16 protein-coding genes and 1 tRNA gene are annotated in these 15,933 nt (G+C 62.0%); 6 read left to right on the top strand and 11 right to left on the bottom strand.

Annotation, left to right across the window (positions count from 1 at the left end; translation table 11 throughout):
- The 10 genes from rpe to QZ294_RS06365 all read right to left on the bottom strand — a co-directional run bounded on the left by rpe (position 1) and on the right by QZ294_RS06365 (position 8,990).
- Positions 1–747: a ribulose-phosphate 3-epimerase gene (gene rpe / locus QZ294_RS06410; RefSeq protein WP_297048113.1), complete on the bottom strand. Its 747-nt coding sequence runs from the start codon at positions 745–747 to the stop codon at positions 1–3.
- Entirely contained in the window at positions 744–1,100 is a 357-nt protein-coding gene (locus QZ294_RS06405; RefSeq protein WP_297048111.1) for a MerR family transcriptional regulator, read from the bottom strand. Before QZ294_RS06405 ends, rpe begins: the two co-directional genes overlap by 4 nt.
- Positions 1,101–1,192: 92 nt before the next feature.
- Positions 1,193–3,598 (bottom strand): phenylalanine--tRNA ligase subunit beta, encoded by a 2,406-nt coding sequence (gene pheT / locus QZ294_RS06400; RefSeq protein ID WP_297048109.1) that lies wholly within the window; start codon positions 3,596–3,598, stop codon positions 1,193–1,195.
- Between the two features lie 189 nt (positions 3,599–3,787).
- Positions 3,788–4,186 (bottom strand): translation initiation factor IF-2, encoded by a 399-nt coding sequence (locus QZ294_RS06395; RefSeq protein ID WP_297048108.1) that lies wholly within the window; start codon positions 4,184–4,186, stop codon positions 3,788–3,790.
- 6 nt (positions 4,187–4,192) lie between these two features.
- Positions 4,193–5,236, bottom strand: coding sequence for a phenylalanine--tRNA ligase subunit alpha (gene pheS, locus QZ294_RS06390; protein WP_297048105.1), 1,044 nt, complete (start codon positions 5,234–5,236; stop codon positions 4,193–4,195).
- A gap of 217 nt (positions 5,237–5,453) precedes the next feature.
- Positions 5,454–5,807 (bottom strand): 50S ribosomal protein L20, encoded by a 354-nt coding sequence (gene rplT, locus QZ294_RS06385; RefSeq protein ID WP_297048103.1) that lies wholly within the window; start codon positions 5,805–5,807, stop codon positions 5,454–5,456.
- Positions 5,808–5,993: 186 nt separating this feature from the next.
- Entirely contained in the window at positions 5,994–6,191 is a 198-nt protein-coding gene (gene rpmI, locus QZ294_RS06380; protein WP_297048102.1) for a 50S ribosomal protein L35, read from the bottom strand.
- An 82-nt stretch (positions 6,192–6,273) separates the two neighbouring features.
- Positions 6,274–6,798 (bottom strand): translation initiation factor IF-3, encoded by a 525-nt coding sequence (infC, locus tag QZ294_RS06375; RefSeq protein ID WP_297048099.1) that lies wholly within the window; start codon positions 6,796–6,798, stop codon positions 6,274–6,276.
- Between the two features lie 7 nt (positions 6,799–6,805).
- On the bottom strand, positions 6,806–8,776 hold the full coding sequence (thrS, locus tag QZ294_RS06370) for a threonine--tRNA ligase (RefSeq protein ID WP_297048097.1): 1,971 nt from the start codon (positions 8,774–8,776) through the stop codon (positions 6,806–6,808).
- Positions 8,777–8,913: 137 nt separating this feature from the next.
- Positions 8,914–8,990: transfer RNA gene (locus QZ294_RS06365), tRNA-Val, on the bottom strand.
- Between the two features lie 168 nt (positions 8,991–9,158).
- On the opposite strand from QZ294_RS06365, the gene QZ294_RS06360 reads away from it, so the two are divergent.
- From QZ294_RS06360 to QZ294_RS06335, 6 genes are all read left to right on the top strand, one after another.
- On the top strand, positions 9,159–10,004 hold the full coding sequence (locus tag QZ294_RS06360; RefSeq protein WP_297048096.1) for an amino acid ABC transporter permease: 846 nt from the start codon (positions 9,159–9,161) through the stop codon (positions 10,002–10,004).
- 61 nt (positions 10,005–10,065) lie between these two features.
- Positions 10,066–10,932, top strand: coding sequence for a transporter substrate-binding domain-containing protein (locus tag QZ294_RS06355; protein ID WP_297048094.1), 867 nt, complete (start codon positions 10,066–10,068; stop codon positions 10,930–10,932).
- 122 nt (positions 10,933–11,054) lie between these two features.
- Positions 11,055–11,939: an amino acid ABC transporter permease gene (locus QZ294_RS06350; RefSeq protein WP_297048092.1), complete on the top strand. Its 885-nt coding sequence runs from the start codon at positions 11,055–11,057 to the stop codon at positions 11,937–11,939.
- 47 nt (positions 11,940–11,986) lie between these two features.
- Complete coding sequence (gene upp, locus QZ294_RS06345) at positions 11,987–12,613, top strand: uracil phosphoribosyltransferase (RefSeq protein WP_297048090.1); 627 nt, start codon at positions 11,987–11,989, stop codon at positions 12,611–12,613.
- A gap of 132 nt (positions 12,614–12,745) precedes the next feature.
- Positions 12,746–13,855 carry a DNA cytosine methyltransferase gene (locus tag QZ294_RS06340; RefSeq protein ID WP_297048089.1) on the top strand — a complete coding sequence of 370 codons (1,110 nt, stop codon included), beginning with the start codon at positions 12,746–12,748 and terminating at the stop codon, positions 13,853–13,855.
- 2 nt (positions 13,856–13,857) lie between these two features.
- A complete protein-coding gene (locus QZ294_RS06335) occupies positions 13,858–14,937 on the top strand; it encodes a restriction endonuclease, SacI family (protein WP_297048087.1) in 1,080 nt (359 codons plus the stop codon).
- A 271-nt stretch (positions 14,938–15,208) separates the two neighbouring features.
- Here the strand turns inward: QZ294_RS06335 and QZ294_RS06330 are convergent, their stop codons facing one another.
- The gene (locus QZ294_RS06330) at positions 15,209–15,931 is read right to left on the bottom strand and encodes a flagellar basal body L-ring protein FlgH (protein ID WP_297048085.1); all 723 of its coding nucleotides are present in this window, start codon (positions 15,929–15,931) and stop codon (positions 15,209–15,211) included.
- Positions 15,932–15,933: the final 2 nt, after the last annotated feature.

The following is a 15,933-nucleotide window of genomic DNA, read 5'->3' as shown; positions in this document are numbered from 1 at the left end:
TCACTTTCCTTTTTGCTGGCTGGCGGGCGATGCGTGCCGCCAGGCTTGCGCGGCGTCCAGGCCGGGGCGCCGCTGCGTCTGCGGGGAGCGGCCGCTCCGGGTGGCCGCGGCAAAGGCGGCCAGGCCGGCCGCATAGGTCGTGGTGCGGAAAAAAGCCGAGCCAGAAACCAGGATGTCGGCGCCCGCTTCGGTCAGCAGGCCCGCATTTTCCAGGCAGACGCCGCCGTCCACCTCCACGGGAACGTCCGCCCGGCCCCAGGCGTCGAGCGCTTCCCGCGCGGCGCGGACCTTGGCGACCGTCTGCGGAATGAAGGACTGCCCGGAAAATCCCGGGTCCACCCCCATGATGAGGAGCAGGTCCAGGTCCGGCGCGAGCCAGCGCGCGGCGGCAAGGTCCGTGCCCGGGTCCAGCGCGAGTCCGGCCCGCAGGCCAAGATCATGGATGCGGCCCAGGCAGCGGTGGGTATGGCAAACGGCCTCGGCATGGATGACGAGCAGATCCGCGCCCGCCTCCGCAAAGGATTCGAGATAGCGGTCCGCGCCCTCCACCATGAGGTGAACGTCAAAAAACAGGCCGCAACGGGGACGCAGGGCCTTGATGACCGGCGGCCCGAAGGAGATGTTGGGCACAAAGGCGCCGTCCATCACGTCCAGATGCAGCCAGGAGACGCCCGCGGCCTCCAGGGCGGCGACCTCGTCGCCAAGGCGGGAAAAATCGGCGGAAAGCAGGGAGGGGGAAAGGATCATGGCCTGTCCTCCTCTGGCGGAACAAGAAGCGCGCGCACGGCGGCAAGCTCCTGCCGGAGCATGCGCATGAAGGCCGGGTCCGGCACGGCGCTCACGCGTTCGGGCACCGAATCGTCCAGCACGGCGCTGCCCTCGAGAACGCGGCGCGCGCCCTCGATGGTCATGCCCTGTTCATGCAGGAGCTGGCGGATACGCCGCAACAGGGCGAGATGGCTTTCCGTATAGAGACGCTGTCCCTTGTCCGTACGCAGGGGGGCCAACTGGGGAAACTCGCTTTCCCAGAAGCGCAGGACATGGGTCTTGAGGTTGAGCAGTTCGGCGGCTTCGCCGATGCGGTAGGTCTTTTCCTTCACTCCCCGTTCTCCCCGGCGCGGCCGGATACGGCCCGGACCTCCCCGGCGCGTGCGCCGGACAGGCAAAACCACCCCATGGCCCGCAGAATGCGCTAGATCCGGACGCCCAGCCGTTGCTTCAGGGATTCTGCCACCTTCTCCCGCACCTTGTCCACTTCCGCATCATTGAGGGTGCGGTCGGCATGCCGGAATGTGAGACGGAAGGTGAGATGGCGCTCGCCCGCGGCCTTGTCCGCCTCCGGCTCAAAACAGTCCACCAGGGCCACATCCTCCAGGAGCGGAAGCCCAAGGCCGCGCACCTGCGAAAGCACCTCGCCCACGGTCAGTCCGGCGTTGGCAATGACGGTGATGTCCCGGCGCACGGGCGGATAGACCGGCAGCGGCCGGAAGGCCACGGTCACCGCGTCATGGAGCCGCCGCAGGATCTCCAGGTCCAGTTCCGCGAGCCAGACCGCCTTGCGCGCGTGGAACTCCCCGGCCATGGCGGGCTGCACCCGGCCCATGGAACCCACGCGCTCGCCGTTGACAAGGACATCCACGGCCGGAAGCAGGAAGGCATGCTCCCGCGCCGGGCGGCATTCCGGTTCGGGCAGATGGAGAAAGGCCAGCAGATGTCCCACGATGCCCTTGATGTCGGCATAGTCCATGTCCGCCTCGGCATGCGGCCAGCCGGACTCATGCCGGCGCCCGTACAGCAGGATGCCCAGCATGCCCGTCTCGCGGGCCGTGGTCTCCGAGGCGGCATCGGACTCGAACACGTTGGCAAGCTCGAACAGGCGAAGCCCCTGGACGCCCTGGGCCAGATTGTTGCGCAGGTCCCGCAAGAGGCCGGGGGCAAGGGCGGTACGCAGCACATCCTGATCCGCCGAAAGCGGATTCATGATCGAAATGCGCCCCTCCCGCCCGAGCCGGAGAAAATCCAGGTCCTCATGGCCCACAAAGCTGTAATTGACCGCCTCATTCAACCCAAGCCCCGCGCCCCACTGACGGATGCGGCCCCAGAAGGCAAAGCGCGATTCGGGCGCGCCCGCCGTATCCAGGCGGCGGCGCAACGGCGGCAGGACAGGCTCGATGGCGTCCAGCCCGTACACGCGGCCCACCTCTTCCACCAGATCGGCCTCGCGCGTGAGATCGGGGCGCCACGAGGGCTGGATGGCCGTCCAGGCATCCGGGGCGTCCCGCTCAACGGCGCAGCCCACGCCTTCCAGCGCGCGCGCGGAAAATTCGCGGTCAACGGTCACTCCCAGCAGGGCATCGGCCCGGGAAGGACGGAAGGGGATGCGGCAGGGAATGAAGGGGCGCGGTTCTGCCAGAGAAAGCCCCTTGCGCACAAGGCCTCCGCCCAGGGAGACCATGAGGGCGCAGGCCCTGTCGAGCGCCCAGAGGGTCCGCCGCTGGTCCACGCCGCGCTCGAACCGGTACGAGGCTTCGGAGGTCAGCCCGAGACGCCGCGACGTGACGCGGACGGACTGCGGCCGAAAGACCGCGCTCTCCAGAAAGATATTCCGGCTTTCGGGCGTGACCTCGGTGTTCCGGCCGCCCATGACGCCCGCGAGGCCCACCGGACGCTCCGCGTCGCAGATGCAGAGGTCGCGGGAGGTGAGGACGCGCTCCTTGCCGTCAAGGGTGACGAAATGTTCCCCCTCGCCGGCGGTACGCACCACGATGCGCCCACCCCTGAGCTTGTCCAGATCGAAAGAGTGGAGCGGCTGCCCGCATTCAAAGAGGATGTAGTTGGTGACATCCACGATATTGGAGATGGCGCGCACGCCCACGGCATGGAGCCGGTACCGCAGCCGCAGGGGCGAGGGCGCCACGCGCACGCCGGAAATGACGCGCCCGGCATAGAGCCAGCAGAGTTCGGGATCGGCAATATCCACCGGCACTTCGCAGGCCGGCGCCGCGGCGTCCAGAACAAGGGGAAGTTCCGGCACGCTGAACGGCAGATGGAAGGCCATGGCCGTTTCGCGGGCAAGCCCGAGAACCGAGAGGCAATCCGCCCGGTTGGGCGTGATGGAGATGTCCAGCACCTCCCGGTCGAGCTGCAGGGCGTCCACCAGGCGCGCGCCGGGGAGGAGGTCTTCGGGCAGCACCAGGATGCCGTCATGCGCGTCACTCAGGCCAAGCTCGCGCTCGGAGCAGATCATGCCCATGGACGGCTGGCCGCGCAGCTTGGCCTTCTTGATGCTCATGCCGTCCGGCAGGCGCGTGCCCACAAGGGCCACCGGCACCTTCTGCCCGGCGGCCACATTGGGCGCGCCGCACACGATGTCCAAAAGCTCGCCCTGCCCCGCGTCCACCTTGCAGCAGTGCAGATGGTCGGAATCAGGATGCGGGACGCATTCCACCACATGGCCGACCCTGATGTCGGCGATGGCGTCAAACGGCCGGACAATGTCCTCCAGCTCAAGACCGAGCATGGTCAGCCTGTCGCCGAGCGCCTCGGCGGTGCCTTCATACGGAGTGAATTCACGAAGCCAGGAAAGAGAAAGCAGCATGACGACATCCTTGCCGGGGACAGGGGAAGAACGCGCGCCCGCCGGAAACCGGCTGCCGCCGGGCGCATGGAACCAGCAGCACTGGAGCATTTCGCTGAGGAAAATATCTTAGATATGGAAGAGATATTTTCCTCAGGTTTCGCTCCCGCATCCGCCGGAGCGTTTACGCGGTTTCATGGCGAAAACGCTCTAGTTGAACGTCCAGACCGGCGGCCGGTTTTCCGCCGCCGGATCGGGCAGGGGGGGCACCTCGGCCTTGCCGCCATAGCCCCCGTATGCGCCCGCCCGGGGACGCTTGCGCGGCGCCTTCTCGGGCGGCTGCCGCTCGTCGAGCGTATTGCCGTAAGCGTCCGTGTAGCCCATGCCGCCCTCGGCCGTGCGCGAGGGGGCATTGCCGGGCATGGACTCCAGCGGGCGCGGCCCGCCCGGCGGCTCCATGCCCGAATGGCGGGGACTCAGGGCCGAGCGCGCCAGCGCCGGCGCAAGCCACAGGGCCGACACGGCGCAGCAGACCAGAAGGGCCGCCGCCACGCGGCGCGACCGGCGCCGGAAGCGTTCCGGACAGCGGGAACGACGGTCGCCTGCCATGGGAAGCTAGGCACCCCGCCCGAACTGGGCGAGAAAACGCACATCGTTCTCGAAAAACATACGCAGGTCGCCGATGCCGTACTTGAGCATGGCGATACGCTCCACCCCCAGGCCAAAGGCAAAGCCGCTCACCTCGGGAGGGTAGTCCACGGACTCGAAGACCGCCGGGTCCACCATGCCGCAACCGAGGATCTCCACCCAGCCCGTGCCCTTGCAGACGCGGCACGGCTCGTTCCCCGCATGGCCCTTGCCGCCGCACATGCAGCAGGAGATGTCCACCTCCGCCGATGGCTCGGTGAAGGGGAAAAAGCTCGGCCGGAAACGCACGCGCGTGTCCGCGCCGAAGACCGCGCGCACAAAGGCCGTGAGCGTGCCGCGCAGATGCGCCATGCTGATGCCTTCATCCACCATGAGGCCCTCGATCTGGTGGAACATGGGCGTGTGCGTGAGGTCAGAATCGCGGCGATAGACCTTGCCCGGCGCCACCACGGCCAGCGGCGGCCGCGTGGCGAGCATGGTACGCACCTGCACCGGCGAGGTATGCGTGCGCATGAGCACGCTCTCCGTAATATACAGGGTGTCCTGCATATCGCGGGCCGGATGTTCGGGCGGCATGTTCAGGGCCTCGAAATTGAAGTGGTCGATCTCCACCTCCGGCCCGGAGGCGATGTCGAACCCAAGCCCCCGGAAAATGCCGCAGACCTCGTCCATGACCAGGGTGGTCGGATGCAGGGAGCCGCGCCAGAACGCGCGCCCGGGCATGGAAGGATCGAAACGGGCGAGCAGGCCGGCCTCGCGCCCCGCCTCGATGGCCGCCTTGCGGGCGGCAAACAGCTCGTTGCAGCGGGCCTTGGCCCTGTTTGCGGCCTGTCCGGCCGCCGGACGCTCGGCGGGAGCAAGACCGGGAAGCTCCCCCATGATGCGCGCAAGCCGTCCCTTGCGGCCGAGGAATTCCACGCGCAGCTCTTCCAGGGCATCCAATGACGAAGCCTGGGCCAGTCCTTTTTCCAGTTCCGGCGCCAGGCTTTCCAATGCTGCGATGAGATCCATGCGTCCCCCATGCTCCGCAAGGTGGCCGGGCGGCTTTCCGCCGCCCGGCGAAAAGTGCGGCAGGCCGCCAGAGCATTTCGCTTTTGAACTGGTGCGCTTTCAAAAGCGGCGCTGCCATCATTTCGCCCGAAGACCGCGATCTTCAGGCTCATTTGGCGCGGGCGGCCGCGCAAAAGCGGCCGCCGGAGCGCATGTCTGTATGCAAGGGCGATGCGCGCTATTTGAGAGCGGCTTTCGCCAGCTCCACCACAGCCGCGAAATCGTCCTTGCGCTCCACGGCAAGGTTGGCGAGCACCTTGCGGTTCAGGGCAATGCCCGCGAGCTTGAGGCCGTGCATGAAACGGCTGTAGGAAAGACCGCCCTGACGCGCGCCCGCGTTGATGCGCAATATCCAGAGCGCGCGGAAATCGCGCTTGCGCTGCTTGCGCCCGGCAAAGGCATTCTGCAGGGAGCGCTCCACGGCTTCGCGCGCGGTGCGGTACAGACGGCTGCGACCGCCGCGAAAGCCCTTGGCCGCATCAAGAAATTTTTTGTGCCGGCGATGGCTGGCAAGTCCTCTCTTCACACGCATGGGTGTTCCCTCCTTCTCCCGACAAGGCGGAGGCGTGCCCGCCGGGGGTACTGTGACTCAAAAACCACCGGGCGCCGCGAAAGGCGCCCAAAACCGGACCGCGCGGCAGCCCTCCCGCTCCAGCGGGAGGAGCGCAGTGCGTACGCACCCGCGCGACCGGCGCAGGACATGGCCGGGAAAAAACGCCTAGCCGTTGGGCAGCATGCGGCGCACGGCCTTTTCGTTGGCCTGGTCCACCAGCGTGGCCTGACCAAGGCGCATCTTGCGGCCCGGAGCCTTCTTGGTGAGGATGTGGCGCATATTCTGGCGGCGGCGCCTGTACTTGCCGCTGCCGGTCAGCTCGAAACGCTTGGCGGCGGCGCGCCGGGTCTTGATCTTGGGCATGACGCACTCCTTGTGATTCCGGCGGCCATTGCCGGACGCCGGGGCTGCATAGTGCCGCAAAAACCTTGCGGCCGCAAGGGGATTATTTCTTGGGCACGAGGAGCATCTGGAGGGTGCGCCCCTCGGCGCGCGGCTCCTGCTCCATCTTGGCTACTTCCGCCAGATCCTGCACCATACGTTCAAGGATGGCGAGGCCGCGATCCTTGTGGACGATCTCGCGCCCACGGAAAAAGACCGTCACCTTGCAACGGTCGCCATCCTCCAGAAAACGGCGGATATGGCGGAGCTTGGTCTCGTAGTCGTGGTCGTCGGTCTTGGGCCGGACCTTGATCTCCTTGATCTGGACAACGCTCTGGCGTTTCTTGGCCTCGGCCTTCTTTTTCTGCTGCTCGTACTTGAACTTGCCGTAGTCCATGATGCGGCAGACAGGCGGCTCCGAGGTGGAGGCGACCTCCACCAGGTCAAGCCCGGCCTCCTTGGCGAGCGCAATGGCTTCGTTGCGCTGCAAAATTCCCAGCTGGTCGCCCTCGGCGCCGATGACGCGCACCTCGCGCGCGCGGATCGTCTCATTGCGCCGCACGCCGTCCTGCGGCATGTCGCGGCGCATTCTCATGTTAGGAGAAGCTATAGCGCATCCCTCCTCGCTTGAAGGGCTCCTCCGCGTCCGCGCGAATGAGGGCGGCCACCTCCGCCACGGACTTGAGCCCCAGGTTCTCCCCGCTGCGCAGGCGCACGTTGACGCCGCCGGCCTGCACTTCCTTGTCCCCCACAATCAACATATACGGGATCTTGGCGAGCTGCGCCTCGCGCACCTTGAAGCCGAGCTTCTCGTTGCGCGTGTCTTCGCCCGCGCGCACGCCCAGCTCCAGCAGTTCACGCCGCATCCGCGCGGCGGCTTCCGCCGCGTCGTCCGTCACCGTGAGCAGGCGCGCCTGCTCAGGCGCGAGCCAGGTGGGGAGCGCGCCGGCAAACTGTTCCACCAGGACGCCGATGAAGCGCTCCAGGGAACCCATGATGGCCCTGTGCACCATGACGGGCCGATGCCGCTCGCCGTCCTGCCCGACATAGACAAGATCGAAACGCTCCGGCAGGGTGAAATCCACCTGGATGGTGGAACACTGCCACTCGCGCCCCAGGCAATCCAGCAGGCGCACATCGATCTTGGGACCGTAGAAGGCGCCGTCCCCGGCGTTGATCTCGTAGGGGATGCCCGCGGCCTCCACGGCGCGGATGAGCGCGGTGGTCGCCTGTTCCCATGCCTCGTCCGTGCCGATGCTGCTTTCGGGCCGCGTGGAGACCGCCACCTTGTACTCGAAGCCGAACAGACCCATGAGATCGCGGATGAGATGGATGACCTCGAGGATCTCGCCCTGAAGCTGTTCCGGCGTGCAGAGGATGTGCGCGTCATCCTGCGTGAACTGGCGCACGCGCAAAAGCCCGTGCAGGACGCCGCTCTTCTCGTGCCGATGGACCACGCCAAGCTCAAAGTAGCGTTGCGGCAAGTCGCGGTAGCTTCGCAGGTCATGGCGGTAGATGAGCATGTGCCCGATGCAGTTCATGGGCTTGATGCCGTAGGCATCCTCATCTATCTGCGTGAAATACATGTTCTCGCGGTAGTGGTCGTAATGGCCGGAACGCTGCCACGTCTCCACGCGCAAAAGCTGCGGACCCTGAACGATGTCATAGCCGCGCTTGAGGTGCTCCTTGCGCCAGAAGTCTTCCAGGATGGTACGCACGAGCATGCCCCTGGGCAGCCAGAAGACCATGCCGGGCGCCACATCCTCATGAAAGGTGAAGAGCGACAGCTCGCGCCCGAGCTTGCGGTGGTCACGGCGTTTGGCCTCTTCCAGCTGGCGCAGGTAGGCATCCAGACTTTTCTGGTCCGCGAAGGCGGTGCCGTAGATGCGCGAAAGCATGGGATTCTTCTCGTCGCCATGCCAGTAGGCGCCCGCCACGGACATGAGCTTCGACGCGCGGGCAAAGCCCGTATGCGGGACATGCGGGCCACGGCAAAGGTCCGTGAAGTCGCCGCAGGTATAGAGCGAGACCGTATCGCCTTCGATGCCGTCAATAAGCTCCACCTTGTAGGTCTCGCCCTGGCCGGCGAAAAACGCCCTGGCCTCGTCCCGGGGCAGGTCCCGGCGCGTGAACGGAAGCCCGGCCTCGGCAATGCGGCGCATCTCGGCCTCGATGGACGCGAAGTCCTCGCTGGAGAACGGGCGCTCCACATCAAAATCGTAATAGAAGCCGGAGTCGATGGCCGGCCCGATGGTGACGCGGGCCGCGGGGAAGAGCTTTTTCACGGCGGCCGCCATCACATGGGCGGCCGAATGGCGGAGGAGGCGCAAGCCTTCCGGGGAGTCCGCGTACACGGGTTCCAACGCGGCGCACCCGGCGGGGATCGGCGCGGAAAGATCCAGCAGCCGTCCGGCGCGCTCCGTTCCCTGCCCCGCATCGGCCGCGTCCGGAATGCGCGCGGCCACCACGACCTTGAATTTCTTCCCGCTCAGGGCCTCGCGCAACGCGTCGGCCACAGTGGCATCGGAGGCGACGCTGACGGGTCGGCCCTCCACCTGGACATCCATATCAGCTCCTTGGGCATGCGCTCCGGCGGCAGGGCGGCGCGCCGGCCATCCAAAACAAATGGGGAGGCAAGCTCCCCATTTCACTGCCGCCGCGCGGCGGCCATATACCTGGGGGAATGCTCCCCTTCCATGCTGCGTGGTAGGAACGAGCAGACTTGAACTGCTGACCCCTTCCGTGTCAAGGAAGTGCTCTAGCCACCTGAGCTACGCTCCTACATAGAGGCAAGAGGTGGTATAGACGCCGCCGCGGATTCCGTCAAGTATTTTTTACCGTTCGCGCCATATTTCTCCGCCGGACGCGCGGACGCGCCCCGGATGCAGCCCTGGACGCCGCCCCGGCCCCTCTCCTTGACAAGCGGCCGCGCCCCGGGGACAATGCGCCATGCCGCAGCACCACTCCGCGGCCGCCGCGGACGATTCCGGGCCACTTTCGCGCAGGTCCCGGCACGCGTGGCGGGGGGCCGCCCTCCTGCTCGCCCTGGTGGCGCTTGGCGCCGTCTACTGGCATCTTGCCGGTCAGGGCATGACGTACGAATGGCAGTGGAACCGCGTATGGCGCCATTTCGGCCGCTGGACGGCCCACGGTTTCGTGGCCGGCCCGCTGCTCGAGGGGCTGTGCATGACCCTCGGCATCGCCGCCGCGGGCTTTTGCCTGTCCACGGCGCTGGGCCTTGCCGCCGCTGTGGGGCGTCTTTCGCCCTGGCCCTTCTGCCGGCTCGCCGCCGGGGCCTATGTGCAACTGTTGCGCAACACGCCGCTCCTGCTCCAGCTGTTTTTCGTCTATTTCCTGCTCTCGCCGCTCCTGGCGCTCGGGCCGTTCGGCTCGGCGGTGCTCGCGCTGGGCGCCTTTGAAGGCGCGTACATGGCGGAACTCTTCCGGGCCGGCCTGCTCAGCGTGCCCCGCGCCCAGTGGGAGGCGGCGCTGAGCCTCGGGTTCGGCCTCGGGCAGGCGCTGCGCCTCGTCATCCTGCCCCAGGCGGCGCGCAACATGCTGCCCCCGCTCACGAGCCAGATCGTCACGCTGATCAAGGATACCTCGCTGGTGAGCGCCATCGCCGTGGCCGACCTGACCCTGCGCGCCCAGGCCCTCATCGCCGAGACGTTCCTGGCCTTCGAGGTCTGGCTGCTGGTGGCCGCCATCTATCTGGCGCTGACGCTCTGCGCTTCCGTGCCCGGCTGGCTGCTGGAGCGCCGCGCGGACGCGTACTCCGGCGCCGCGGGACGATGAGCGGGAAAAACCGGCGCCATCGCTCCCCGGAACGGCCGTCACCCAAAAAACGGAGACATCCATGCCTGTGCCATCCCTCCCCCCGCGCGGCGCCGGACGCCGCAATCCCGTTGTCGCCCCCCTCCTGGCCCTGGCCCTTTTCCTGACGTTCTGGCTCCTGCCGGGCATCCCCGCCGGCGCGGCGTCCGAAGATCGCGCGCCATCGCTCATCGATGCGGTCATCGACCGGGGCGTCCTGCGGGTGGGCTTTTCCTCCTTCGTGCCGTGGGCCATGCAGGACAAGAACGGCGACTTCATCGGCTTCGAGGTGGATGTGGCGCGCAGGCTGGCCCGGGATCTCGGTGTGGAGCTGCAACTGGTGCCCACGCGCTGGTCCGGCATCATCCCGGCCCTGCTGGCCGACAAGTTCGACATCATCATCGGCAGCATGAGCGTCACCCCGGAGCGCAACCTCAAGGGCAATTTCACCATCCCCTATGACCACGCCACCATCGAAGCCGTCGCCAACAAGGCCAAAACCGGGGGCATGCGCTTCCCGGATGATTATGACAGGCCGGAGATCATCATCGCCGCGCGCAGCGGGAGCACCCCGGCCCTGGTCGCCAAACGGCTCTTCCCGCACGCCACCCTGCGCCTTTTTGACGACGAGGCGCCGGCCGTGCAGGACGTCATCGCGGGCCGTTCGCACCTGATGCTCTCCTCCGCGCCGCTGCCCGCGTTCTCCGTGCTGCGTAATCCCGACGTCCTCTGCCAGCCCACCACCGAGCCGCTTTCCCGTCAGCCCGTGGGCTTTGTGATTCGCAAGGGCGACGTGGATTCGCTCAATGTGCTTGACAACTGGATCCGCATGGCCGAGGCGGAGGGCTGGCTGGCGGAACGGCGGAACTACTGGTTCCGCGGCACGGACTGGGAGAAGCTCGTGCGATGAGCGGCGAGTCCTGCCCTCCCTCTGCCGCCGCGGGCGCCGTGCCCCGGTGTCCGGCGCGCCGCTCCGGCCGGGACGCGGCCTGGTCGCCGTTCCGGGCCTGGGGGCGGCGCGGGCGGCGGGGCATGGCATGGCAGGATGCGGCCCTGTTCTGCCTTCTTGCGGGCGCCGGGGCGTGGTGCGTCTGGCGGGCCGGCGCGCTGCCGCAGTATCACTGGCAATGGTCCGTGCTGGGGGAATTTCTGGTCCGGCGTGGCGCGGACGGGACATGGGAGGCCGGACTCCTCCTGCGCGGCCTTGGCGTGACGGTGCGTATCGGCTTCTGGAGCATGCTCCTGGCGCTGCTCACGGGCGCGCTGGCGGGCCTGCCCAGCGCCCATGCGCGCGGGCTTGCGGCGCTGCCCTCACGCGTCTGGGTGACCATCATCCGCAACACGCCGCCTCTGGTGCTGCTGTTCTTCCTCTATTTTTTCGCGGGCAATCTGCTGCCCGTGGCCGCTCTGGAGGACGCCGTCCGCCACCTGCCGGAAGCGCTGCGCGCGGGCGTGGCCCTGGGGTTCGCGCCGCCCGGGCAGATGGACAGGATGCTCGCGGCCGTCATGGCGCTTGGCCTCTACGAAGGCGCCTATGTGGCGGAGATCGTGCGCGGCAGCGTGGAAAGCGTGCCCCCGGGCCAGTGGGACGCGGCGCGCGCCCTGGGCTTTTCCCGCCGCCAGAGCCTGCGCCTGGTCATCCTGCCGCAGGCGGCGCGCATCGCCATGCCGCCGCTGGCTGGGCAAACCATTTCCGCCTTCAAGGATTCGGCGCTGGCCTCGCTCATCTCGCTGCCGGAACTCACCTTTCAGAGCCTCGAAGTCATGGCCGTGAGCCAGATGACGTTTGAGATCTGGATCAGCGCGGGCGCCCTCTATCTTCTGATCGGGCTGGCGTGCGCCGCGCTCGGGCGCTGGCTGGAGCGGCGCTGCGCCCGCCATGAGCGTCCCTCCGCCTTGCGCGGCGTCCGCGTCTGACATATTTTGAACGGACCGGCCAACAGCACAGGAAAAAAGGAGTCGTCATGGCGACGCATGTGGTCGAGCATCCCCTGGTGCGGCACAAGCTGGGCATCCTGCGCATGGCATCCACCTCCACCAGCGAATTCCGGCGCATCGCCAACGAACTCGCCGGCTTGCTCGTGTACGAGGCCACCAAGTCCTTCCCCACGGAGCGGCGCGCGGCGCGCGGCTGGGCGGGTCCCATCGAGATAGACGCCCTGAGCGGGAAAAAGCTGACGGTGGTGCCCATCCTCCGCGCCGGACTCGGCCTCATGGACGGAGTGCTTGCCATGCTCCCCGGCGCGAAGATCAGCGTCGTGGGACTCTACCGCGACGAAAAGACCCTGGAGCCGGTGGAGTACTACGTCAAGCTGGCGGGCAAGCTGAGCCAGCGCTTCGCCGTCATCCTCGATCCCATGCTCGCCACGGGCGGCTCCATGGTGGCGGCCATCGACCTCCTGAAGCGCAACGGCTGCAAGCGCATGTGCAGCATCAATCTCGTCTGCGCTCCCGAAGGCCTTGCGCGCGTGGAGAGCGCCCACCCCGATGTGGACATCTATACCGCCGCCGTGGACGACGGACTCAACGAGAACGGCTATATCCTCCCCGGCCTGGGCGACGCGGGCGACCGCATCTTCGGCACCAGATAGCGCAGGAGGAAGACATTGGCTTCGTTCTCCTGTAGCAACCAGGGCTTATTTCTGTAACATTTTGCTATGTCAAGAAAATTTCGTCGTTAGTGGCGAGAACTTAAGTTCGTGGACCAGAGACCAGAGAAAAAGATGAAAACAAATTTTAAAGTATTATCAGTATTTTCTGGTGCCGGTGGACTAGATTTTGGCTTTTATAAATCTGGCTTTGAAATAGTTTTCGCTAATGATATCTATGCTGATGCTGTTGAAACATATAAATTAAATATTGGAACTCATATTGTTTGTGACGATATAAAGAATATTTATAATAAAATTTTAAAATTTTCTGGTAATGTTGATGTCATTATTGGAGGTCCGCCTTGTCAGGGATTTTCTGTAGCTGGAAAAATGGATCCAGAAGATAAAAGAAGTCAAATGATTTGGGAATATGTTAATATTATTGAATTAATACGACCAAAAATTTTTATAATGGAAAATGTTAAAGCGTTAGGGACACTGTCAAAATGGGGAGCAGTTAGAAATAAATTACTAGTTAAATTGAGAAGACTTGGTTATTCAACAAGCTTTATTGTTTTAAACTCTTCTGATTATGGAGTCCCACAATCCAGAGAGAGGGTAATATTTGTAGGTTTTTATAACAATTTATCAAATATTCCAGATTTAGAGAAAATACTTGCTCCATTTAAAGAAAAAGCGAAAACCGTCAGGGAGGTATTATCAGTTCTTGATGTTGCAGGTACTGGAAATAATACAGAAATATGTAAAGCAAAAATTACATTAACGGATAAACCAGTTCTTCGTAAATCACCATATGCGGGCATGTTGTTTAATGGCCTTGGAAGGCCTGTGCGAATAAATGGCTATTGTGCGACATTACCTGCCTCAATGGGAGGTAATAAAACTCCTATCATTGACACAGATGAATTATATAATAACGCATCTTCTTGGGTAGAAGAATATCATATAAATATAACTAATGGTAAAACTATTCCAGAATATAAATTAGCTCCTAAAAGATTAAGGAGATTAACTGTCAGAGAAGCAGCAATAATACAAACATTTCCATTAGGGTTTAATTTTTTTGGTAGTCAATCTTCAAAATATACTCAAATTGGAAATGCTGTTCCTTGTGAATTAGGTTATAAGATAGCGCAAATGGTTTCTTATTATCTTGAAAACAGTCGCTACAAAGGTAACTATCCTACACTTCCTTTTCAAACAGAATTAACGGAGATATAGATATGGCACTTTCTGTGTCAGGAAAAGACGCCCAAGCCATGCTATTATGGGCATTTGAAAATAATGAAAGGTGCCCATTAGATGGTGTTAATAAAAATATTTGCAAAAATATAGAAACAATTCTCCATGGATCACATAAAACGTATAAGTATATTCTCATTACTCAGCTATTAGCAAAATCTGTTAATGAACAGATCAATGCTTTGGCAATCCAATCAGGCGCCCCCTTGGAAGGTGCATTTGATGCAAGAAGTTTATGTCATAAAGTTATTGTTCCCTTTGAAAGAAAATTTTTGAACAATGCTCTTGGCGGTTCAAATGAACCTTTTCTTAATAAACCTGCAAGATGTACTCATTTAGATGTAAAAAATCCTGTAAGGGGTGGGCGGGATAGAACATATTTAGAAAAACTTCTTGAAATACTGACCAACATAGATAGTAATTTAGCCAAAAAATATCTTTGCTTCTCGATTTCTCTTCTAATAAATATATCGCATACTGACAATGACATACACAAAAATATCATACAAACATTTTCAAATACACTTGAACTATATCATCTTATGCGTAAATTGCTTGAAAAATCGTGTGAAGGAGAAGTCTGTGTTCTTGTAGTTGGAACAATAGAAAAAATATTTTACCTACCATTTGGCGATAACTATCAAATTATTGTGCATAATACAAATGAGAGCGGTGCATCTTCGAAAGAAATTGGTGATATTGATATATTTTATGATGAAAAGTATTACTATTCAATAGAGGTCAAGGATAAAAATTTCACTGCTGAAGATTTGGATTTTGCATTAAATAAAATGTTTGTGGCAAATGCTGCATCCGGTGGGTTTATTTATGGGCCAAGAGCAAAATTTGATATGAACTCTATCTCCCCATGTTTAGAAGCATATGATAGAGAAAAATTCATTGTCATTTTTGAAAATATTTTTTCGTATTTAAAACATATGCTGATGACAATAACAAATATTGATACATTGATATTCCAATCTAAGCTATCAGAAACAGCAGCAGAAATGAATATTAAAGAAATTACACGAAGATGGGTACAGGAAGTTTTTTCCAAATAGCCATCCCCCCCGTCAAATCCGGGGGCTTGTGCCGTGAGCCGCTCACAGCGGCGAAAATATTTGAGCCGCCTACAGGCGGCTATTTCAACAGACGGATTCGTTCCAGCTCTCTGTCTTCAGCTTCCTGATTGCGGATTACTCACGAGTCCCATTCTCATCAGGCCTCCTGTCCCCAGTCCCGGTATCGCCGGGGGATTTCCCGGTACATTCAGGCAGGCAAAAAGCCCCCGGCATGCCGGGGGCTTTTTCGTATCCTCGTTTCCGGCCGCGGCTAGAAGGGCCAGATATTGTCCATGAGCCGCGAGAACCAGCCGGGCTTCTGCTTGTCGGAGAGTACGCCCTTGCCGTAGTACTCGATGCTTGCGTCCGCGATCTTGGTGGAAAGGATGCTGTTGTCCGCATCCACGTCACGCGAGCGGATCATGCCGCGCACCACCATGAACTCGGTCTCTTCGTTGACGCGGATCTCGCGCGCGCCCTCGATCTGGAGCAGGCCGCCGGGGAGCACGCGCAGTACGCGCGCCGCCATGGACGTCGTCACATAATTCTCGCGCTTGGTCTCGCCCGAGCCGGAGAAATCGCTTGTGGAGCCGGTGTTGAGTACCGGCATTCCCACCGTGGCCTGCGGCCCGATGCCCACCAGGGGGATAAAGCCGGTCTTGGTCTTGCCGAACATGGCGGCGACCTGATAATCATTGTTGCTGTTCTTGTCCGCGCTGGTCTCGGCCTTGTTCTTGGCCTTGGTGTTTTCCACCAGCTTGACCACCACGATGTCGCCCACGCGGCGCGCGCGGCTGTCCGCAAAGAGCGTCTCCTCCTCGCTGGCCGCGAACAGCGACCCCGGATTGTCGCGGCCGTTGACCTCCTGCCGGTATTCCTGCGGCGGCGTCACCGGCTGCTGGAGCGCGGGGCGCTTGTAGGAGCCTCCGCCACCGCAGGCCGTGCAGAGCAGAAAGACCGCCCCCAGCGCCAATGTCAGTGCCTGTCGTTTCATTG

It is taken from the genome of uncultured Desulfovibrio sp. (assembly GCF_910584445.1).
In the GTDB taxonomy this organism is placed as follows: domain Bacteria; phylum Desulfobacterota; class Desulfovibrionia; order Desulfovibrionales; family Desulfovibrionaceae; genus Desulfovibrio.
Note: the sequence above shows the minus strand (reverse complement) of the source record. Positions and strands in the feature narration are given on the sequence as shown.